This window comes from Mycoplasmoides alvi ATCC 29626, assembly GCF_000701785.1.
In the GTDB taxonomy this organism is placed as follows: Bacteria; Bacillota_I; Bacilli_A; order Mycoplasmatales; family Mycoplasmoidaceae; genus Mycoplasmoides; species Mycoplasmoides alvi.
In genome coordinates, this window is the sequence record NZ_KL370824.1 from 114,817 (window position 1) to 138,626 (window position 23,810).

14 protein-coding genes and 8 tRNA genes are annotated in these 23,810 nt (G+C 25.8%); 10 read left to right on the forward strand and 12 right to left on the reverse strand.

Annotated features, from left to right (window positions below):
• Nucleotides 1-2 precede the first annotated feature (2 nt).
• The 4 genes from obgE to T383_RS0102660 all read left to right on the forward strand — a co-directional run bounded on the left by obgE (nt 3) and on the right by T383_RS0102660 (nt 4,124).
• On the forward strand, nt 3-1,304 hold the full coding sequence (obgE, locus tag T383_RS0102645; protein WP_033160129.1) for a GTPase ObgE: 1,302 nt from the start codon (nt 3-5) through the stop codon (nt 1,302-1,304).
• Nucleotides 1,297-2,079 (forward strand): NAD(+) synthase, encoded by a 783-nt coding sequence (gene nadE / locus T383_RS0102650; protein ID WP_033160130.1) that lies wholly within the window; start codon nt 1,297-1,299, stop codon nt 2,077-2,079. Before obgE ends, nadE begins: the two co-directional genes overlap by 8 nt.
• Nucleotides 2,080-2,595: 516 nt before the next feature.
• A complete protein-coding gene (locus T383_RS0102655; protein ID WP_033160131.1) occupies nt 2,596-2,907 on the forward strand; it encodes a hypothetical protein in 312 nt (103 codons plus the stop codon).
• Nucleotides 2,908-3,068: 161 nt separating this feature from the next.
• The gene (locus T383_RS0102660) at nt 3,069-4,124 is read left to right on the forward strand and encodes a hypothetical protein (RefSeq protein WP_156940251.1); all 1,056 of its coding nucleotides are present in this window, start codon (nt 3,069-3,071) and stop codon (nt 4,122-4,124) included.
• A gap of 309 nt (nt 4,125-4,433) precedes the next feature.
• On the opposite strand, the gene T383_RS0102665 is transcribed toward T383_RS0102660, so the two are convergent.
• From T383_RS0102665 to T383_RS0102700, 8 genes are all read right to left on the reverse strand, one after another.
• Nucleotides 4,434-4,509: transfer RNA gene (locus tag T383_RS0102665), tRNA-Phe, on the reverse strand.
• 5 nt (nt 4,510-4,514) lie between these two features.
• A tRNA-Asp gene (locus T383_RS0102670) sits at nt 4,515-4,588 on the reverse strand.
• A gap of 1 nt (nt 4,589) precedes the next feature.
• Nucleotides 4,590-4,667: transfer RNA gene (locus tag T383_RS0102675), tRNA-Met, on the reverse strand.
• A gap of 42 nt (nt 4,668-4,709) precedes the next feature.
• Nucleotides 4,710-4,800 (reverse strand) — tRNA-Ser (locus T383_RS0102680).
• A 61-nt stretch (nt 4,801-4,861) separates the two neighbouring features.
• A tRNA-Ile gene (locus T383_RS0102685) sits at nt 4,862-4,937 on the reverse strand.
• Nucleotides 4,938-4,946: 9 nt separating this feature from the next.
• A tRNA-Met gene (locus T383_RS0102690) sits at nt 4,947-5,024 on the reverse strand.
• Nucleotides 5,025-5,028: 4 nt separating this feature from the next.
• Nucleotides 5,029-5,105, reverse strand: a tRNA-Pro gene (locus tag T383_RS0102695).
• Nucleotides 5,106-5,182: 77 nt separating this feature from the next.
• Nucleotides 5,183-5,257: transfer RNA gene (locus T383_RS0102700), tRNA-Cys, on the reverse strand.
• 187 nt (nt 5,258-5,444) lie between these two features.
• On the opposite strand from T383_RS0102700, the gene T383_RS0102705 reads away from it, so the two are divergent.
• Genes T383_RS0102705 through der form a run of 3 tightly spaced genes read left to right on the forward strand, consistent with a single transcriptional unit; the run spans nt 5,445 to nt 8,108 of the window.
• Nucleotides 5,445-6,074, forward strand: coding sequence for a hypothetical protein (locus tag T383_RS0102705; protein WP_033160133.1), 630 nt, complete (start codon nt 5,445-5,447; stop codon nt 6,072-6,074).
• Nucleotides 6,075-6,081: 7 nt separating this feature from the next.
• Nucleotides 6,082-6,717, forward strand: a complete 636-nt coding sequence (gene cmk / locus T383_RS0102710; RefSeq protein ID WP_033160134.1) for a (d)CMP kinase — start codon at nt 6,082-6,084, stop codon at nt 6,715-6,717.
• Nucleotides 6,718-6,731: 14 nt separating this feature from the next.
• Nucleotides 6,732-8,108, forward strand: a complete 1,377-nt coding sequence (der, locus tag T383_RS0102715) for a ribosome biogenesis GTPase Der (protein ID WP_033160135.1) — start codon at nt 6,732-6,734, stop codon at nt 8,106-8,108.
• A 91-nt stretch (nt 8,109-8,199) separates the two neighbouring features.
• Here der and T383_RS0102720 read toward each other — a convergent pair whose 3' ends face one another.
• Nucleotides 8,200-9,699 carry a hypothetical protein gene (locus T383_RS0102720; protein WP_033160136.1) on the reverse strand — a complete coding sequence of 500 codons (1,500 nt, stop codon included), beginning with the start codon at nt 9,697-9,699 and terminating at the stop codon, nt 8,200-8,202.
• A gap of 648 nt (nt 9,700-10,347) precedes the next feature.
• Here T383_RS0102720 and T383_RS0102725 point away from each other — a divergent pair.
• A complete protein-coding gene (locus tag T383_RS0102725) occupies nt 10,348-13,041 on the forward strand; it encodes a lectin like domain-containing protein (protein WP_033160137.1) in 2,694 nt (897 codons plus the stop codon).
• 242 nt (nt 13,042-13,283) lie between these two features.
• Nucleotides 13,284-15,926 carry a lectin like domain-containing protein gene (locus tag T383_RS0102730; RefSeq protein WP_033160138.1) on the forward strand — a complete coding sequence of 881 codons (2,643 nt, stop codon included), beginning with the start codon at nt 13,284-13,286 and terminating at the stop codon, nt 15,924-15,926.
• A 268-nt stretch (nt 15,927-16,194) separates the two neighbouring features.
• On the opposite strand, the gene T383_RS0102735 is transcribed toward T383_RS0102730, so the two are convergent.
• A complete protein-coding gene (locus T383_RS0102735) occupies nt 16,195-16,791 on the reverse strand; it encodes an FMN-dependent NADH-azoreductase (RefSeq protein WP_033160139.1) in 597 nt (198 codons plus the stop codon).
• A 332-nt stretch (nt 16,792-17,123) separates the two neighbouring features.
• Nucleotides 17,124-19,310, reverse strand: coding sequence for a hypothetical protein (locus tag T383_RS0102740; protein ID WP_033160140.1), 2,187 nt, complete (start codon nt 19,308-19,310; stop codon nt 17,124-17,126).
• Between the two features lie 899 nt (nt 19,311-20,209).
• Between T383_RS0102740 and T383_RS0102745 the strand changes: the two genes are divergently transcribed.
• On the forward strand, nt 20,210-21,832 hold the full coding sequence (locus T383_RS0102745; protein WP_033160141.1) for an MIP family Ig-specific serine endopeptidase: 1,623 nt from the start codon (nt 20,210-20,212) through the stop codon (nt 21,830-21,832).
• Nucleotides 21,833-22,466: 634 nt separating this feature from the next.
• On the opposite strand, the gene T383_RS03905 is transcribed toward T383_RS0102745, so the two are convergent.
• Nucleotides 22,467-23,513, reverse strand: a complete 1,047-nt coding sequence (locus tag T383_RS03905; protein WP_052664039.1) for a hypothetical protein — start codon at nt 23,511-23,513, stop codon at nt 22,467-22,469.
• Nucleotides 23,514-23,810: the final 297 nt, after the last annotated feature.

Below are 23,810 nucleotides of genomic sequence, written 5' to 3' on the forward strand. Positions count from 1 at the left end.
CTATGCAATTTGTTGATTACTGTGAAATTGAATTATGTGCTGGTAATGGGGGCAATGGCATTGTAGCTTGGCGTAGAGAAGCTCACTATGATAAAGGTGGTCCTGCTGGTGGCAATGGTGGAAATGGAGGCAATATTATTCTTGTTGCTAGTCATAATACAGCATCATTGTTAAATTTAAAATATACAAAAAAAATTAAAGCTGATGATGGAGAAAATGGCAAGCCAGATTTAGGTTTTGGCAAGAATGGAGAAGATAAATATATTAATGTTCCAGTAGGTACTACTGTTGTTGATTTTGAAACTGGTAAATTATTAATTGATTTAGTTTATGAAAATCAAGAATTTATTATTTGCCATGGTGGCAAAGGTGGCCGCGGGAATGCAGCTTTTAAGTCACCAACTTTAAGAGCACCAACAATGTATGAGAATGGTGATCTTGGTGAAAAAAAGCGTGTTAAGTTAGAACTTAAATATTTAGCAAATGTTGGTATTTTAGGTTTTCCTAATGCAGGTAAATCTACGTTAATATCAAAACTTTCAAATGCTAAACCTAAAATTGCTAATTACCAATTTACTACTTTGGTCCCAGTTTTAGGTGTTGTAGAATTTAATAATCAAAAATTGGTGTTTGCTGATATTCCAGGTTTAATTGAAAAAGCATCAGAAGGGTATGGATTAGGGCATCATTTTTTAAGGCATGTAGAACGATGTGAAATTTTAATTCATTTAATTTCATTAAATCCAATGGATCATGATGATATTTGTTTAGCACATGATCAAATTATGACAGAATTAAAGAAGTATTCACAGTTACTAATTAATAAAAAAATGATCATCGTTGCAAACAAAAATGATGTAGATGGTGCTAATGAAAGATTAAATCAATTGCAAAAGTATTTAAAAAATATTAATATAATTAGCATTAGTGCAATTAATGGTAATTTAAGTAATTTAATAGAAACAGTTTTTAATTTATATAATCAAACATTTCAATTATCTGAAGCAAGTTCATTTAACAAACCAATTAATGTTAATCGCCTATATTCTTATGAAAACAATAGTAATGATAATCAAAATGATGATATTTTGGATGTAACTCGAGATAACCTTGGACGGTGATTGGTTAACTCCAAGAAATTAGATTATTGATTTAGAAAAATTCCTCAAACAACAATTGATAATATTTCTCGCTTAGGTCAAATAATTAAAGCTATTGGAGTTGAAGATAGTTTAAAAGCAATGGGAGCAAAACCTAATGATGTAATTGTCATTTCTGGTTATGAATTTTTAATTGATGAATAATAAAACAAATGATATTAAAAAGTATGCTAATTATTTAGAAAAATGGTTAGAAAAACAAGTTAAAAAAAGTCATAGTGACGGAGTTGTTTTTGGACTATCTGGGGGCGTAGATTCAGCAGTAGTTGCTGGTATAGCTAAATCAGTTTTCCCACAAAATCATATAGCTATTACTATGCATCTTAATAATTCTACCTTAGATTTAAAATGCACAAAAGAAATTGTTGAAAAATTTAAATTAAATGTTAAAGAACTAAATTTAAATGAAGTTCTTTTTAATCATATTAATGCATTACGTCTTGATTTGAATTCTGATTTAAAAATTATTGGTAATTTAAAATCAAGATTAAGAATGATTAGTTTATATGCATTAGCTCAACAACATAATTACATAGTTTGTGGAACTAGTAATTATGATGAATGAATGACTGGTTATTTCACTAAATATGGTGATTCAGCATGTGATATATCTTTATTGCGCAATTGTTTAAAAAATGATGTTTATGCTTTAGCCAAACACTACTTAGTTCCTAACATAATTATTAATAGAAAACCAACAGCATCATTATTTCCAAATCAAACTGATGAAGATGATTTAAAATTAAAATATAATGAACTTGATTTTTATTGATTAAATAAAAAAGTTTTAAGTAAATCAAAAGAAAAGCATTTAAAAGAATTAATAAAAAATTCTAATCATAAACGCAAACTACCACCTGCACCAAAATCTTTTAAAAAATGAGAGAGTACACAAAGTGATGGGTTGACAACATATTAAGTCAATTGTAACATTTCACTTTAACATCCAGTTAAACCTTTTTTAGAATCATTATTAAGGTTGATATTACTCTTTCCAAAAAAATTTGACTATTTGCATATGCGAGTGCATGCAGACAGGATAAGAGGATAGTGTCCATTTCAAAATTTAAAGTTTTGAAATGAACATAATAGTTTTGAAGATGGCATAATGTATTTTAAGGATAGATTTAATAAACTAAGATCAAAAAAGATAAAAACTTTTAAAAATTTAAACAAAAAAGAAAATATCAAAAGATTAGTTCCTTTAGAACAGCCAGAATGTAACGGTTTTATTAAAATATTTTACCGATAGTTCATTAAAATCTAATAAGTTCTAACATAACAAATTATTGAAATGGATCAGTCTAAAAAGATGGCGTAATAAGCAAGTTTAGTGAAAAACTTTTTTTTTTTTTTTTTTTTTTGCTAAATTAAATATTATTCTTATTGCTTTTGAGTAATTTGTTTAGTAATTTTCAGAGAAAAAAATAATTTTATGCAAAAAAATAAACATAGAAAATTTTATTTTTTACATGTTTTTGTACTTATTCCCATAATTTTTATTGTAACTAGTTTATTTGCTTTAATTAAACCATTATCATCAATTAGTAATTCTTTTTCTGTTCATAACTCTATAAAGTCAAAGCAAATACAAGATGATACAAGACAAATTAAAAATTCTGTTTCTCCAAAACCTTTAAATCAAGTTAGTGATCTTAAGATAACTTCACCATCTTTAGAAACTGGGGCGATTAGTGCTGAGGAAGTTACTGACAAAGGCTTTTTCTTAATAAAAATAAACTTTTAAATGGTTCATTAGATTTAATAAGCACCCCAAATGATTTTAGTAGTTATGAATTAAAACAAAGTTCTGAAAATTCTAAATCATTTAGTTTAAGTTTTACTGTTGCACCTAAAAAATTATATACAAAAGTTGGTTCAGTAAACAATAATTCTACTAACTTTACTTTGGAAATTAGTGGCTTAGTTTCTACCTTGCCAGTTAAAGTTAAAAATTGCACATCTGCAGAATTTAATAACTTTACAAACAAAGATCCTTATAGTGCATTAAATGATATTAATGATGAATGACTTTTTCAAAACAAAGGGAAAATATTAGAAGGAACTTTGGATAAAATAACAAATAAAAGTGATTTTGTTAATATAAAAAAATCTATTGATGAATCTAGAAATATCCGGGATACATTAAAAGTAGACTTTGATATCTTGCCTGGCAAAATTTATGATTCAAATGGAAATCTTACAGCAGAAAACACTTCTTTTGAGTTATCTATAACTGGTTTCAATCCATATAATGCACCAAGTGAAAGAGAAAAATTTAAAAATGATGTTATTCGTTCTGGTTTCAATCATTTTAAAGATATAAAAAATAATAATTTAAATCCTATCTGTTTAGGAACTAATCAACAACAATCATTAGAAGAATCACAAAAAAAAGCTATTATTCAATATTTAGAAAACAAATATAATGGTAGTACTACTAGTGGTAGTAACACAAAAACAGGTAATCAATTAATAACCTTAGGTAGTGATGGACTTTATCGTATTACTGTATCAAAAAATGTTAATGCAAGGTGTAAAAATATATTTGGTTGTGATTGAGATAACATTGTTGGGAATAATACTACATCTTCAACGAAACAAAGACAATTATTACGTACAACAAATAGTAGTAGTCCAGCAATTGATAATAGTGATTTAAAGAAAGTTAGTCAAGTTATTCTTCTTTTTTCTATTGTAAAAAAATCAAATCAAGTTAATACTATCAACAATGACCAAACAGCATGCTTTTTATTTCAAGTTAAATCATTGCAGTTTTCATGAGGATCAGGAAATAAACCACATTGATTGACAAATAATGATACTATTAGAGTAAGTATTGCTTCTACTTCTGGTGATCATCAACAAGAGTTGTTTGTTAAATCAACTTATGATGGGACTTGTGGAACTATTGATAGTAGTAGTAGTAGTAGTAGTAATGTTAGTAAAATTATTAAAAATTAATAATTAATTTCATGAATATAAATTTAAGTAAATTTTTATTTATGAGTTATTTTTTTTATAAATTACACCTGCTTATTGCAAATCTATTTTATTTATTATTTTTATATTAGTGTAATTGCCATTAACTCAAATTGTTTTTATCTAATCTTTGTATTAACTCACAAGCATCAGTATGCTTAAGTAAAATTTCATTTTTCCTTCTAAAAAATTTGTTATATAAACAAATATTTACAAAATATAAAACAAAAAGTATGCACACTTGCTATATGTGTACATACTTTTATTGTTATTTGTTTATATAATAAAAAATGGTGGTCTCGGGCAGAATCGAACTGCCGACACACGGTTCTTCAGACCGTTGCTCTACCGACTGAGCTACAAGACCACAAATGGCGGTTCTGACGGGAATCCAACCCGCGACCCCTCCGTGACAGGGAGATATGTTAGCATTACACCACAGAACCATGGTTGCGGGAGATGGATTTGAACCACCGACCTTCAGATTATGAGCCTGACGAGCTAACCGGACTGCTCTATCCCGCGATGTAAGAGAAATTTAACTTTCTCTATTTAAATAAAAATAAATGGCGGAGATTGAGGGATTCGAACCCCCGCGTGCTATTAAGCACCTCTCGGTTTTCAAGACCGAACCCTTCAGCCACTTGGGTAAATCTCCACATCTTGCAGATTTAATAAAATTAAATCTGCTTACATCTTTGAATCTTGATAAATTTAATTGGTGGATCTAACAGGATTCGAACCTGTAACCAACCGATTATGAGTCGGTGGCTCTAACCATTGAGCTATAGATCCTAAAATAAATGGTGGCTGGAGTGAGATTCGAACTCACGACAACTCGGGTATGAACCGAGCCCTCTAAACCAACTGAGGTACCCAGCCATCATGGTCGGGAAGACAGGATTTGAACCTGCGACCCCTTGGTCCCAAACCAAGTGCTCTACCAAGCTAAGCTACTTCCCGAGTCCTAATGTTAAGGAGCGCTGCCATAGGAATCGAACCCATTATACGTTTGATAGTAAACCATTACTCAGCACAACTGGAGGTGCCTGTCAGAATCGAACTGACGCGTCTGAAGGTTGCAGCTTCATGCCTTACCGCTTGGCTAAGGCACCATCATAACTTTAGGCACTATTGACCTATACAATTTTACAACATTTTTTTATTAAATTGTTAAATTTTGTTTATTATAATGTATTATGTTAGATTGTTTCTTTGCATTTTAACCATAATCATTGTAATTTTTTGATGTTATTGTGAATTAAATTTATTTAATTTTTATATATTGTAAAAAGGAAGAAAATGTCGCGAATTGAAAAGTATCGTGCTTACCGCGATAAAATTAGAGACAAGAATAGCATTACAAATGTTTTAAATAATCCTAGTCCAAAAGTTAAAGAATTTAAAAAGACAATAAATGAAATAAATTCAAAAATTTTGTGATCATATAAACCAGTTAGCATTAATCTATTTGAATTTTTATCTTCTGATATTTCTGTTCGAGATAATACCTTTTTTATTCAAAATCTATTATCAGATTTAAATTTTAATGAATTAATGATTATGAAAGATCAAGCTAATTTATTGTTTTTATCAATTAAGAATAACAAATCTAATTTAGAATTTGAAGAAGGTTGATTGAATAATGATCAAGGCATTGAAAAAATTAGTTGATGTAACAAAACATTCAATGAAGTCCAAAAAGAAAATTTAAAATTTGATAATAAATCACTTGCTAGTTACAATAATTTTTTAAATACTATACATACTGCCCAAAAAAGTATTGATAGTTTAAAATCTAAAGAAATTGGCAAAATTTTTATTTTTAAAAATAATAAACTTAAACATTTATTATTTTGTTCTTCAATCGGTTTATTTGCTATTTCATTAATTAGTTGTTTAATAGCACTTATAGTAATGGTATCTGGTTAAATTAACTATGTTTCAAATAGCTATTGACGGTCCAGCTGGTTCAGGTAAATCAACAATTGCTAAGCTTGTTGCAAAGGAATTAGGTTTTGTTTATGTATCAACAGGTAAATATTATCGTGCATATGCATATATTATTGATAGCAATAATTTGTCATTAAATGAATTTTTAAAATTAATTGATACATATGAAATAGTTGTTGATCAAAATCAAGTTTTTATAAATAATAAAGATATTAGTGTAGAAATTAACTCTGAGAAAATTGGTCAAATAGCAAGTGAAATTGCTACTAATAAAGATATTCGTAATCATGCTATTAAATTACAAAAAAAAATTGCTCAAAATTTTAATGTTGTTATGGATGGAAGAGATATAGGAACAGTTGTTTTACCTAATGCTCAATTAAAAATTTTTTTAATTGCAAATTCTGAAATTAGAGCTAAAAGAAGAATTAAAGAATTGGGATTAAATCTTGATAGTATAGAAAAAATCAAAAAAGAAATTGAGGAACGTGATTTCCGTGATAAAAATAGGGAAATTGATCCATTAGTTAAAGCAAAAAATGCAATTATTATTGATTCATCTTATTTAACACTTGATGAAGTGAAAGAGCAAATTATTACTCTTTATAAACAAAGGATATAAATTTTTAAAATATTATGTTGACAGTTGCTATTGTTGGGCGCCCCAATGTAGGTAAATCTACTTTATTTAATCGTATAATTAAAGAAAAAATTTCAATTACTGATGATACACCAGGAGTTACTAGAGATCGAGTTTTTGGTAATGCTGAATGGTTAACTAGAAAATTTAAAATTATTGACACTGGTGGTTTGGTTAATAATAAAAATACATTGCAAAAAAATATTGAAGAGCAAATTAATTTCGCTTTAAATGAAGCTGATGTTATAGTTTTTATGTGTTCATATAAAGATGGTTTAAATAATGATGATTTTTATGCATCTAAAATGATCAAAAAATTGAAAAATAAACCAATTATTTTTGTTTTAAATAAAACTGAATCAGTTGATCTTAATCAATTTAACTATTCACAATTTTATTCAATTGGTTTTGGCAGTCCAATGGCTATTTCTGCAGAGCATGGAATTGGTATCGGTGATTTATTAGATAAAATAATTAGTTTTAGTAATAGTAAAACAAGTAAACAAAAAGATATTGAATATGAGGCAACTTTTTGTATTATTGGTAAGCCCAATGTTGGCAAATCTTCATTATTAAATACATTACTAAATGCAGATAGAGTTTTGGTATCTGATATTGCTGGAACAACTAGAGATGCTATTGATGCGACTTTTAAATATAACAATAAATTTTATAAAGTTATTGATACAGCAGGAATTAGGCGCAAAGGTAAAATTGAATCAAAAATTGAAAAATATTCTTTAATTAAAACTGAATTAGCTATTTCTAGAAGTCAATTTATTTTATTAATGCTTGATGCAACTAAGGAAATTAGTGAGCAAGATGAAGTTATTGGCGGTTTGGCTTATAATGCATTAATTCCAACAATTATTGTTATCAATAAGTGAGATAATGTAAAAAAAAATGAGCATTCTATGAATGAATTTACAGAAAAAATTAAGGCACGTTTTAAATATCTTTATTGAGCTCCTATCATATTCATTAGTGCAAAAGAAAAACAAAGAATAAATACAATCTTTTCAACCATTGAAATGTTAAAAAAACAAATGCAAAAAAAAGTCTCAACATCTTTGTTAAATGATGTTATTCTTAATGCCCAAATGACTAATCAGGCCCCAATATTTAATGGGGATCGATTAAAAATAACTTATACAACACAAGCAAATGGTCAAGTTCCAACATTTGTTTTATTTTGTAACAATCCTAAATTCTTACATTTTTCTTATTCTAGATATTTAGAAAAAAGGATTCGTGAAAGTTTTGGGTTTCAAAATACACCAATAACTTTATATTTTAAGTCTAAAAACGCACGTAATCGTAATTTAGATTCAAGTATTAAATTTAAACAAGAAGGATATAAGGATTTAGATTAATTTTTTGTTTTTATTTTAGTTATAGAATAAAAAAAGACAATTCTTGTAAAAAACAAAAATTGTCTTAATTAAATTAATTTAGGTAATTTTATTAGATTTTGACAATGCTAGTAATATCGCCTCATGGAATATTAATAAAACTAGATACTGTATATAACTGAAGTTTTTCAGGACTAGTACCAATGTCAGAAATACCGCCTCTATAAACTTCTGATTTAGTTTTAACTTCAACAGTATCACCTATTTTAAATGGAGATTGAGGTTCTAATTTAATTGTATTTAGATCTATTTCACTTACAGGAACAATTTTATAGTGGTTATAATCATTAAAAATTAAAGTTATGTTAGTAGTGTTATATTGGAACAAACTTCCATAATATGTTTTACCATCATTTGTTACAAAACTTATTCATGTGCCAAGTTTAAAATCAGGTATGCTTATAATATCATTAATGTCACTTCAAGCAAATTTATGTACATTAAGCGTACTACTATCAATTGTTATTTCTAAATATGATGGAGTAATGTTAGAAATATTACCTCATTTTATTGAACCTGATTTTGGTGTAACTTGAATAAAATTGTTGATTGTATATGGAAATTCTTTTGCTGCTCTAATATCTTTAATATCATTTATGTTAATTGTCTTAGTTTTATTTTGAGCTAATGTTATAGTATTAGCATCTTTTGCATCAATCCTTCCATAATATATTGAACCTGAATAATCTGTAACAATTACATATGTGCCAATGCTAAATTGATCCAAGAGTGGAGAAATTTTTCCAATAGAACCTCAATTGATTGCATAATCTCCATTTAAATTAGTTCAATTACTATCATAAACATTAGTTAGTACTAATTGCTCAGGATTAGTTTTGCTAGAAATACGTCCATTTCTTATTATTAAATCTGGAGTAGTTTGAACTTGAACAAAACTACCATTTTTAAATGGCAATTGTTCAGCTAGTTTAATATTACTAATATCAGATGAAGCAACAACACATGTAAACCCATTTAAACTTAACGTCAATTCACTATTAGTAACATCAACTTTACTAATGAATCCACAATACGTACTACCAGATTTAGTTTGAATGCTTACATAATCCCCAATGTTAAATTGTGTTTGAACTGGTTCTGTTGACAATGAAATTTTAGCAATATTTACTCAAGGTATAGTTTTGTTATTTTTTAAAACTAAACTAGAAAAATTATTAGTTTGAGAAATGCTACCATAATATTCACCATAAGGATTACAAGTAACAACTACATTTTGCCCAACTTTAAATGGAAATGGTTGAATTTGAATATTTTCATAGTAATAAGATTTACCATTTATTGATATAAAGTTATTTGTTAATGGTTGACTAACAATACCATAAACAGTGCTATTGTTGTTTAGGGTAACTACTACACATTCACCTAGATTAGGAGAATACTTAGTTCCAGTATTGGTATTAGAATCTGTAGTTGTTTGAACACTTTCACTACAAGCCACTGCTGAAACACTACTAACAGAAATAATTCCAATTGACAATAGTGGTAGCAATCAAATCGGTTTAAAAATTCTTTTTTTCTCTTTTCTACCCATCTTACCTTATCTCCTTTTCAAAACTAACACACCTATTGTTATTATCTGATTAAAATAGCAAGATTGAAATAGGTCTTAAATTATAACATTACTAAAAGTAAAATACAAGTTTTACATTTGTTTAGAACTGTTATTATGTCTAATATTTAAGTCTTTTTTAATAATATTGATTAAGACTTTCAATAAGCAGTTTTTAGAGTAAAAATATTTATGTGATAAAAACTTATTAAATTACTCAATGAATTAAAAAAATAAAAAAGACAACAACAACAACAACAACATTATTATTATTATTAATTAGAAAATAAAAATATTACTTTATGAAAAAATTTATTTTTAATTAATTTACTAGTTGATATCAGTTTTTGAGAAATGATATTAACTTTGTATATTTCCTTTCTCAAAAGTAAGTGCAAAATTTAATTACAAAATTACTTATTTCTGTCTACTTTAAAAGATGATTGTTATCATAATTTTGTTTTATTCATAAATAAACTAAATAAATAGATGATTGATATGCACAATATTTATCTTTAGTATCTAAAATAAGGTTGATTTTTTTTTTTTTTTTTTAAATTATAAATGTACATATACCCATTCTTTAAAGTGTATATATACCTATTTTTTAATTTATAAAGTGATTTATTTATGACTATTAAGAGTAAATTATTAATTACTGGAATAATACTTTCTGGTGGATTGTCAATTACTTCTTTAGGAATTTTTTCTTTAACTAATAATTCTTTATTGGTTTTAAATAATGCATCTTCTACAACATTAACAAAAGCCCCAAGCACTTTAAAAGAATTAAAAGAAGCTGATCCTAATGAAGTTGCTAAATTACCAACATATGATAGTTGCAAATATAACATTGTAACAAAAGCAAAACATCAAGGATCTCTTAGAACTTGTTGATCTTTTGCACTTGCTAATGCTTCAGAAGTTTCTATTTTAAGAAGTGAATTATCACCAAGTTATACTAAAGATACTTTTGATATTGATCAAAATAATATTGCTTATATAACTTCTAATAGAACAGAAAATGCAGATAAATTAGGATTGACACTATATGATAAATTTTCTGAAAATTGGAACATAGGCAAGAGCATCTATTATGCTGCTCAAATGATTATGAGAAATGGAGGCCCAGTGAGTGTTGAAACACCAAATGCTAGTGGACCATCAAGTACTGACCAATTATTTAATAAAAAACCAGTTGCTTTTTTAAAGGATATTGTTCCTGTAGATCCTGAAAATATTAATGATATTAAATTAGCAATATCAAAATATGGAGCAGTTTCTACTGCTTACTATATGGGGGGGCAATCTTCAAGTGATGTCTATTGGAATTCTAATGGAAGAAATTATGGTGATCATGCTATAACACTTGTTGGTTGGGATGATACAATTTCAAGAGATAAATTTACTTTTAATACTCCTACAAATGGTGGCGCTTGAATTGCTAAAAATAGTCGTGGTCCAACTTCTGGAAGAGGCGATGGTTGTTTTTATTTATCATATGAATCTAAACTTTCTGATATAGTGGCTTTAAATTATGGTCCAACAGAAAATTATCAAAATTCATACTATTGAAATGGTTATAGACCAACATTTTCGGGATTTGATAAAAAAAAGGCTGCAGCAATTTTTCCTGTAAAAAAAGCAACAAATGACACTAAAGAATTTATTAAAGCTATTGGTTTTGGACTTTCAAAAGGAAAAAACATTGATGTTAAAATTGATGTTTATAAAAATGTCCATGCTAATGAATTAAACCCTTTAGATGATTCAAATGATCCAACAAGTGGCACATTGGTTTCAACAGTTTCAAAAAGTTTTACTAATCACGGTTTTTATACAGTTGATTTACCTAAACCAATTGAAATTCAAAATGGTGAATATTTTAGTGTTGTTGTTGAAATAACAAATCCTAATTCTACTGAAAGTTTGTTAACATTTAATAAAGAAAAAAATTCATATAATGACATGACATTTTATCAAGATGATAATGGTAAATGACGAAACTCAAATATTAATGATAATCATGCTGTAGCTGAAATTAGAGCTATAACTACAACTGAAAAAATATCTGGTGCAACTAGTGAAAATAATTTAAGTTATGCAAATTTATCATTAGACCAAAATCAATATACTATTGATCGTATTTATCGTTATAATGATTTAGTTAAACCAAAAGTTATTGTTAAATATAGAGATGAATCTACACCATTAGTAGAAAATAAAGATTACACTGTTTCATATGGCCCAGAAAGATTTTTAGATTCATTTCAAAATAATAGTGATAATAATCTAGTTGGTTATGGTCAAATAACTGTAAAAGGCAAGGGAAATTATAGTGGGCAACAAACAATAGCTTATCCAATTAAGATTGGATTAGTTCCTGATGCATATATGTTTGATATTAAAACTGACATTTATGGCGTAATGAGTGTAATCATGTCTGCAGGTTTAGATTGTAATAGTTATAAAGATATCCAATTGCCAACAAATTGAGTTTGAGTACAACCAGATAAAGAAATTTTACCAGGAGAGAATACTGGTAATTACATTCAATACAATGGTGATTCAACATATTATCGTAAAAGTATGTTGCCAGTTATTTTAACTAAAACTGATTTAGTTCCAAGTGATAAAACTAATATAAATTTAGTAAATGCAAGTCTTGATTCAACTACTGAAATCACATATAATGGTCAAGCAAAAACTCCAAATATTATATTAAGTTGTAATGGAAGCCAACTTATTGAAGGTACTGATTATACAATTTCATATAGAAATAATATTAATGCTGGCACTGGGGAAATTATTATTAGAGGACAAGGCAATTATGGCGGTTGAAAAGTAGTTAATTTTCAAATTAAAAAAGCACCTAATTCAATTAATGTTCAATTTGATCAAACAACAGATACATACAATGTAACTACAACCAATGGTAAGGTTTACTATAAGTATTTTAGTAATGAACAATGCACTCAACAATTAAACCAACAACCAACAACTCAAGGTACTTATTGAGTTAAGGCTTATGTTGATGAAACAAGTAATTATTTACCAGCAGAGAGTCAACCATTTAAATATGTAATTTCATCAACAAGTATTCCAATATTACCAGATGTTGAAGTTGATGGAAATAAACCAAGTGATGACATAATTTCAACCAAACCAGAATCTCCAACTTCATCTAATTCAAGTACAAATGAAAATAATAACCAAAACCTTGTGATTATTTTGGCTACTGTAATACCTAGTATAGTGGTAATTTCTAGTTTAGGAATTGGTTTGTATTTAAACAAAAAAAGAAAAAATAAAAAGAATAGTTAAGTAAGAATACTAGAAACTGTAATACAAAAATAGCATTTACCAGTTATTACTTTTTTTGAATATTTTTTTTGATAGTTAATTTTATCAAAAAGATTTTTTTATGTAAATAAGAACTATCTATTTATTTTTTGCCCTTTCTTTTTTCCTTTTTTTTAGTAAAATATTATTTTTACGAATAATTTTTTCTTTTTATTAGTAAAAAAATTACTACTTAAATTTGTGAGAAGGACTTAGGTTTGATCATGATTATTAAGAATAAATTATTAATTAGTGGACTAATACTTTCTAGTGGATTGTTTATTATTCCTTTTGGAATTTCTTCTACAGTTCAAAATAATTCATTAGTTTTAAATGATGCATCTACTACAACATTAACAGAAGCACCAAAAACTTTACAAGAATTAAGAAATGCTGATCCTAATAAAATTGCTAAATTATCTAAATTTGATAGTCGTACTTATGATATAGTAACTAATGCAAAAAAACAATATTGGAATACTTGTTGAACATTTGCTATTGCTGGTGCCTCAGAAACATCTATTTTGCGAAGTGGCATTTATGGTAATCAATATAATAAAAATAATTTAGATATCAATGAAGATATGATTGATTATGTTACTCACATTAGAACAAAAGATGATGATCAATTAGGTCTTACACTATATGACACCTTTAGGAATCAACTACACCAAGGTGAATACATGAATATTGCTTCATCTATGTTAATGAATAGAATGGGTCCAGTTAGTGAAAGTACTACTATTGGTAGTAATTATGAGCCTGTTGCTTTTTTAAAAAATGCCATTTTTATTGATCCAACTGATATTAATGCTATTAAAAAAGCTATAGTTGAATATGGAGCAGTTACTGTTTCATATTATTCAGGTGGTCAACAATGACGACAATACTACAATGCAAATGGATCACAAACAGGTCCACATGCAGTCTCTATTGTTGGTTGAGATGATACAATTTCTAAGGATAAATTTGAAAATAAAATGCCATCAAAAAATGGTGGTTGGATTTGTAAAGATAGTAGGGGAAATTATGAACCAATGGAAGGTTTCTTTTATTTATCATATGATTCACCAATTCGTGAAACAACAGCCTTTTCTTATGGACAAACAAAAGATTATCAAAATTCTTATTTTTGAGATGGTTCTTCAATAGTTGATTCAAAATTTCAACAAAAGAAAGCAGCAGCAATTTTCCCTGTAAAAAAAGCAACAAATAATACAAAGGAATTTGTTAAAGCTGTTGGTTTTGGACTTTCAGGTGGTAAAAATATTGAAGTTAAGGTAAGTCTTTATAGAAATGTTTCTGCTAATCAAACAAATCCTTGAGATAAGATAAATAATCCAACTAGTGGAGAATTAGTTGAAACTCAAACTCAAACATTTGAACAACCTGGGTTTTATACAATTGATTTGAATAAACAAACTGAAGTTATGAATGGTGAGTATTTTAGTGTTGTTGTTGAAATAGTTAAAAGTGATGGTGATAGTAATTTGCTTTTTTCTATTGAACATAATTCATATAATGATATGACCTACTATTATGATGGTAGTTGAAAAAATTCAAATGATAACGTTAATGATTATGTAGCAAAAATTAGAGCTATTACTACGACTCAACAACTTGATAATCAAAATCTTGAATCTAATTTAAAATACTCAAATTTAGAATTAGAACTTAATCAATATTATAGTAATACTATTTATCGATATGGTCAAATAAACAAACCTGAAGTTATAGTTAAATTTAATGATGAAATTTTAGTTAAAGATGTTGATTATTCAGTTTCATATGATCAAACTTTTAATGATGTAATTAATAATGACAGTAATGATGAAGTTATAGGTTATGGAAAAATTACTGTTGAAGGTTTAGGTAAATATAGTGGTCATCAAGAAATTGGTTATCCAATTAAAATTGGTTTGAGACCAGATTTAAAAAACTTTAAAACTCAAGAAAATGGAAATGCTAATCCAAAAGTTTTAATGACTATTGATGCTACTTATTCAACATATAAAAGTGTTCCGCTACCTTCAAATTGAGAATGAGCATTCCCTGATAAAAATATTTCTTTAGGTGAAAATACTGGGAACTATATTAAGTATGTTGGCAGTGATGTAAAATGTTACCGTAATGATATGTTTGATGTTATTTTAACTAAAACTAATTCCACTGAAACAATTAAAAATATAGAAATGGCAAAAGTAACTGTTGATTCATCTAGTGATTTTACATATGATGGTAAAGCAAAGGTGCCAGTTGTTATGGTAAATTATGGTGGAACACCACTTATCAAAGATGTTGACTACACAATTTCATATAGAAATAATATTAATGCTGGAACTGCAGAAGTTGTTGTAACTGGAATTGGCAATTATGTGAATGAACAAGTAGTTAATTTTCAAATTAAAAAAGCACCTAATTCAATTAAAGTTGAATTTGATCAATCAACAGACAAATATAATGTAACTACAACCAATGGTAAGGTTTACTATAAGTATTTTAGTAATGAACAATGCACTCAACAATTAAACAAACAACCTACAACTCAAGGTACTTACTGGGTTAAAGCTTATGTTAATGGAACAAGTAATTATTTACCAGTAGAAAGTAAACCATTTAAATATGTAATTTCATCAACAAGTATTCCAACATTACCAGATGTTGAAGTTAATGGAAATAAACCAAGTGATGACATAATTTCAATCAAACCAGAATCTCCAACTTCATCTAATTCAAGTACAAATGCAAATAATAACCAAAATCTTGTGATTATTTTGGCTACTGTGATATCTAGTATAGTAGTAATTTCTAGTTTAGGAATTGGTTTGTATTTAAACAAAAAAAGAAAAAATAAAAAGAATAGTTAAGTAAGAAAAGATAATAGATTAAATATTAATCTTTATTATGAAATTTTTAAATAATAGATATAATTAACAGAATTTTTATTTATATAATAAGTACTTTTGATCTTTGATTCTTTGTTTGATTCAATATGCAAACTTAAAGATCATTTATAGGTTTAGTTTGTACATTTAACAACAAATAAAATAAAAAATTTTAAGAATTTAATTTAACTACAAATAAATTAATAAAAGTGTTATAACTTTTGTTATATGTTGTAAATATTATGATAATTTAAAACATTTCAGCTGCTTTTTTGATTTTGTCATCATAATCATTAATTGCATCTATTGGTAATTTTTGTGCATAATCAACTTTTGTGCCTGCAATCAAAAGAGGCTCAACAACATGAGCTCCAACAAATTCTCAAGTGCCACGTAACATTTCTGTATGATTGCCCCATGGATATCAACCAAATGGCGCTCCCTGGGTTGTTAATAGTTGAACTTTTAAATGAGGTAATAAACCTTTTGCTTCGCCTTTTTTTGAATATTTATATGAAAAAGTTTTATTAGCAACTAAAATATGATCCAAATAGTTTTTTAATGATGCAGGATAATTAAAATTTGTCATTGGTGAAGCAATAATAACTTTGTCAACTTCTTTTAATTGAGAAATATATTTATCACTATCCTCTTCATTAAAAAAAGAGTCAAAATTATTTGTTGTTAATGTTTTACTGGAAATTGGCAAATGATTTAAATTTAATTCAATAATTTCATCATTAGGATTTTTTAATTTGTAATACTCTAAAAATTTATTTAATAAATGAATAGAAAATGATTTTTCTTCAGCAATCATTGATGATTTAATTACTAAAACTTTGGTCATGTTAAAAGCTCCAATATAAAAACAAGCTAATGATTATTCATTATAAATATAAAAGAATTATTTTTTAGAATTTAGCAACTTTAAATAAAAAAACTAAAAAATATAACAAACTTTTGTATTCATAAATTTTAATTTAGAACATAACATATATTTTATAAAAAACTATTCTTTAGAGAAGTTATAAACAATCTAATAAGTAAATTAAATATAGTTTTTAAGAATTACTTATCAATCAAATGCATCAATAACATACTAATTAAAACTAAAGAAAAAATTACAAACAACTAAATAAATTTAATTAAGTAGACAAAATTATTCAAGAATATACTTACCTATGCTTTCCTTAGATTAAATGAGTAATTTGTATCAAGTGAAATAATATTACTAGCATTATGAAATGCAATATTAGTTTTTCCAGCAAATTGAATTGATAGTAAATTATCATGAATATTACTAATTGTCAATTCAATATTATCTGCAAAATCAAATGTTATTGAATCAATGATAAATGAAGTATCTTTATCTACCCAAAATAGTTGAGTGTATAAATTTAAGGTATTATCATTGGTATATGATGATTCATTTTGAGTTGATAAGTTAATTGGTAAATTAAAAACTCTTACATCAACAAAAGATTTCTTTATTTGTTCAAATTTATTTGAAACATTTTTTACTAATTGATCCATTGAATCAATTGAATCAATTGAATTACTTAAATTAAAATTTATTCCATCACTAATAGAACTTGGAATAATATCATTCTTTTTTGCTGATATTTTAACTGCATTGCCACTAGTTTCATTAAATAATTTATCTAATTTATCCTTATTTTTGGTCAATTCTTTTTTTATTCTAGGAAAGATTGTATCACCAGTAGCATGTTCATTTATAGATATATTGTTTGTCTTATTTAAAAGATCTAAAGTGTTAATGTTCTTTGTAGCATTAAGAAAACTAAATTTTTTACTAACAATATCCTTTTGATCACCAATGTATAAAACAACATCAAAACTTAAATCATTTCTAAAATCATCAGCATAAATTGATTCAGGATCAATGTTAATTGTAAAGTTTTCTTGATTATTAAAATATTTGTTTTTAATATTATTGACATTATCATTTTTAATTAAATTATTTTGAAAAAAATATTTAAAAGAATTAATTTTACACCATAATCCTAAACCATAGTAATAAGATGGATAGTGTTTTGCGAGCTCTTCTTTATTAATTGCAGTTTGATCAATTAAGTATTTTTTAGCATCATTTGCATTAGGAATACTAGCAGATTTACCATGCTGAGTTGTTTGAGTCCATTCAATAACTCCATCTATGTTTTTTCATAAATTAGTTGAAGAATCATAAACCTTGTTTTGGTAAGTTGCACCTATAGTAAATTCAATTTTATTATCTTTTACTTTCCCAGATACATTAAAAATAAGACCAAAATTTATAAGATCTTGCATTTTTCCAATCAAAATATTTGTATCACCATCATAAACTGAAAAGTTTAATAAATATTTTGATAACCAATCTTCAGAAGTAATTTTATCAATTTCACTCTTAACATTAAATGTGTCAATTGGTAAATTATTTTGAAATCATTCATTTTTATTTAATTCAATTTGAGAAACATAAAAATTTTGCCTTGATTTACATGTTTTAAACCCAGTAATTTCAATAACTTGATTATTAATTTCTTGATCTTTATAAGTACCATTTAATTGAAGTTTTAATTTTCCATCTAATGTGCTTGAACCATCAAGGATTTTAATTTTTAATCCACTAAATTCATTTAACTTTTGTAAGATATTATTAAATCATTGATCAGTCAATGAACTAATTGCTGTATCATCATTTAAACCAAATAAATCAATAATATTTTTATATGCTGTTGCATTTAAATTACTACCTATTAATTGACCACCATTTGATTCCAATGACTTAGGAGTTTCTTTAAAATTAACTATTTTAACTAACTTAACTAAAGAAGTTATTTGGACTTGGTTATTGTTATATCAACGATTAGGCAAAATTGTTATTTCTAAATTAATATATGGAGTAGCAATTTGATTGGAATTATCATCTATTTTTACACTAATATCATTAGCACTTTTTAATAAACTTACATCACCACTAATAAAAAACTTTAAATTATTAAAAACATATTCGTTAAGATTTTTTGAATTTAAGTTCGAATAAGCATCAAAAATAGTTAAATCATTTAAACCCAAATGTTTACTATCAACTAAATTATTAATTGTAGTATTATCATGTTTTGAATTGGGGGTAACTGGTTCAATATTTGGTGTATTAGTTGTCGGTGGTACATTTGGATTGTTTGGAATGTTTCCATTATCCTCTGGTTGGTTTTCAGTTGGAGGAGTATTTGGTTTATCATTAGAATTTCCATCATTTGATGAAGATGAAGTTTTTTGTTCACTACAAGATGCTAATAAAATAGCTGGGGCAAACAAAGTTGCTAAAACACTTGATCAAGCAATTATTTTCTTTTTTTTCATTAATATAACCTTTTTAATAAAACTTATTCTTATTACTCTAAAAATGTTATAAAAATTTACTTTATTTAATTACTTTCAGTAAATAAATATAATTTTGTTTTATAACTTTTATTACCATAAATATCAAGGTTAATTTTAATCACTATATTAAATTAAATTTTAAGAATATCATTTATTAAGAAAAAATTTAATACATTTAAATTCACTAAAATATTTTTGGCTTAAAACTAGATTTTATTAATTCCACTTTCATAAAACTATTTACATCTAATTAAAATTTTATTATTTAACAATAATTTTTAAAAAAATATTTGCATGTTTTTATTAGTCATAATGCTTCATGATCTTTCGCAAGTAAAAAAATCTAAATTATTTTTTATTTTAATATTTTAAATGAATTTACTAAATCAATAAAAATTGAATATTTTCTATAAGATTTTTACTATTTATAAATGAGAATTTTGATTAAATTTTTTTCTAAATTTTAATAATTTGTTGCTAAATTTAATTATTAGCAATAAGTTGACAAACATTAATTATTTTTTGGTCAATTGAAAAAATAAGAAATGTTATAAATTTGATATTGTTTTATGGTTCTTTTCTTTTAAAATCATAGTAATTTTATTTTTATGTGACATTTGGTTAAATGAATTCAAATAAATTTTTTGATCCTATAACGATAACTAAAACAATAATTAAGAATTTTAAGGTCATGTTTATTTTGCTAAAATTAAAGGTAATAAAAATAATTAATATTAGTTATTAAAGTAATTTAAAACTTATAAATATTATGATAGATGTCAAAAACATAATTAATAAAAAAAGAATTAAAAAATTAGTTCTATCATTATTTTTACTTTTTATAGGTCCTCTCTCTCTCTCTCTCTATTGTAATTATTTTGGTTTCTTGTAGTAATGAGAATGTAGATGTTCCACCTAACAACAATGATGTTGATGGTGATAATAATTCAAATGATAATACTAATTTAAAACCTGAACAACCCAATATAGATTCAAGTAATATTCCTAAAGGTTGATGAGTTAAAAATAATGCTACAGCAGCACAAGCAAATCAATACCCTATTGGTCACATAATTGGTAGTTCTAACAATTTAAGTACTAATCCAAGTAATAAACCAATTTTTTTTAATTATCCACATTATGACTCAACAGGAAAATATGCTACTTTAAAATCTGATGGTGAACCAGTGCATAATTATCCTTCACCAGGAGTTCAAAGTGGACCAAATCAGTTTTCACAAGATGGATTTATTTCAACTGAAAAACATGTTCAATTAGCTAAACAAGTATTTAGTGTTGGGTTTCATAATGGTTCAGAAATGATTGGAACATGTTGAATTTTAGATTATAAACTCACTGACGATGAATCATACCCTTTGACATGATATTTTGGAACAAATGCCCACGTTTTAGATGATTTAAAAGTTGCAGATGATAGATTATACCCAGAAAAATTTGGCCAGTATAACCCAGTTTCTAATACTTATAGAACATTAAATACTAGTTCAATTTCATTATGACGTTTAATTAATCCTAAAGTTGGAGTAGTTGTTGATAGTGGTAGTAGCAATAATTCTGAATATTGAGCAGAAACTCAAATTAGTTTTTGTAATAATGATAAATGAGGTGAACATGGAATTGAAGAAGGTTATTATTTAAACAAAACACCTCTTAAAACAATTTTTACAGGAAATGATTTTTTAACAACATCTCCTAAAGATGATTCAACTAATTCATATTCAGATAGAGAAGAATATGCTGATTTTGGTGTTTTTGAATTAACATTTGAGAATGAACAACAAGCAAGAATTGCAACAAATGATTATTATAATTGACCCGAAAATAAAAAATTTAAATACCATAGAGATGATTTATTAAATAACCCATCTTTAAGAACTAATAGAGTTTATGAATTAGGATATCCTCAAGTTCAAGGAGGATATACTGCTACTAGGAGTGTTTCTATTAATTTAAACAAGCAAAGTTATAATTCAGGCATTAAAGATGAACCTAATGGTTTTAGTCGTTCAATAAATTACAATACTTGAATAAATAGTGAAGGCACATACGATGGGCATATAGCAATGCCATTTTTTGGATATCAATATGAATGGGTTGATAATTCAATTGAATATTTGCCCAATGAAAGTTCAATTAAAAAAACTCCTTATTCAACTTATGGACTTATTTATGCAATTGATAATGGAAATATGGCACCTGGTTCTTCTGGTGCTCTTGTAGTTGATGAAAATGGATATGCTTTAGGAATTCATTTTAGTAGTGACAATAATGCCGCTACAGGTAGTGCACAAGCATTTTATTGCAAAGGTTATGATTATAAAGGTTATTATGGCAATTATAATTTACCACAATATGATTTAATTCGTGGAGGCTATCCTAAACAAAAAGGCTCATATTATGATGGTTTAGTAAAGTTATATGGTAAGGATTCTAATTTTAAAACTAGACTTTTTCCTAATGGATTAATTTCAAGAGAGTAAAAACTTACTTTTTAAATAATATGAAGCATCTATAATTAGTTAAATCAATAAAATTAATATTTTTAAATTTTATTAAAAAACAATTTACATCAAAACTAATGATAGGTAAAATTATCAAAGATGGGTATTATTTTGCAAAAATACTAAAAACAATAAAATTTTAATTTTTAATTGAATTAAACTAAATTTAACTAGTTCTAATAATTTTTTTGGTATAACACTTTTTAAGAACTTTAATTAGAATACTATAGAACTATTGAATTTATATTATATTCAAATTTTCAAAAATTATTTTCAATTTTAAAAATAATAATCAACTCAAAATCAGTGTAGATATCTAGTTAATAAATTGATCAATTGTAAATAAATTATTTGAATCAATTTATTAGTTCTGAAATATGAATTTTAACTATTTTTAGAAAATTTATGTTAGTTTATTCAATTTAAATTTGAGTGTAAACAAGTTTTATGATTTTAATTAGGAATTAAAAACCACTAATTGCTCAATATTTTTATTCAAATATTTATTTGATTAATTAACTTTTAAAAAATCCAATTAGATTAATAAATCATTTTAAAACTATTCAAAGTATTGTATTAAATTACAATGCAAAATAGTACTTCATAATTTATATTATGATTTTTTTGTGATTGATTTTATAATGTATCAAGGACATTCTTTGTTAATACTCATTGTTTCTCTAGGATCTTTTACAACTACTAATTGATCAATACTTATATCTGATATTTTACCAATATAATTCTTATCATATAAGTTAATTGATATAGTATCACCAATTTTGAATGAAAATTGTTTTATACTTGTTGGCATATTATCTCAATTATATTGAACAATATATTTTGCTGCAGGAGCATTTTTATTAATAAAAAAACCATCAGGAGAAATGCATGATATTGGTCCATATATTCCTAAATTGGGAATTTCAACAATATCATTTTCTTTAAAATTAAATTTAATTGGTTGGTAAATAATACTGTCTATTTTTTTTCATTCATATGTTCTTATTTGATTATTAAATGTTAAGGATATTCCTAATCTATCAATTGATTTAATCATTCCTATTTTAAAATAATGTTTATATGTTATTCGAACTTGATCACCCTCTTTTAATGAAATTGGTTCGACTATTTTTATGCGATTTTTAGGGTAATTTGTATTGTTTACTTGCAAAATAGATCCATTGATGTTTTCTACAATACCATAAACATATGAATTATCATTTAATGTAATTCTTACTTTATCATTAATAGAAATATTTGGGTAATAATTATTGCTATTATTGCTACTATCAATGTTTCCATTGTCTAGACTGCTACTATTACCACTACTACTACTACCACTATTATTATTACTGCTACTATTACTGCTATTACTATTGTTTGTACTATTATTTACATTTGTATCATTTAAGCTACTATCATTACTATTACTGTTGTTGCTATTATTATTATTATTATTGTTGTTGTTGTTGTTGTTGTTGTTAGTATTATTGTTTGTGTTATTATTTACATTTGCATCATTTAAACTATTATCATTACTGCTACTATTTTCATCATTTTTTTGTACATTATTACAAGAAACTGCAATAGCACCAATTGAGCAAATGACAATTGATAAAGCAGGTAGTAAGAACGATAACTTTAACTTCTTATTTTTCATTTTTACATCCTCTTTTATCTAACATAAAAACAATTTAAACATCAACCACAAGTTTTTTAAACTTGGAATAATAATTATAACAAAAAATAAAATTTTTAATTACCTTGATACTAAACTTTTATTAAAACCAGTTTTACGTTAGCTTCATTAAATTTAAAATTTAGTCTATTAATTTCATTACATCATGATTAAGTATTTTTTTATCTGCATTTACAAATCAAGTTAAGGTATAAATACTCTAAAATGCAGATAGCATTAAAAGATATAAATAGTATTAATTGATTTAGTCATAAATAT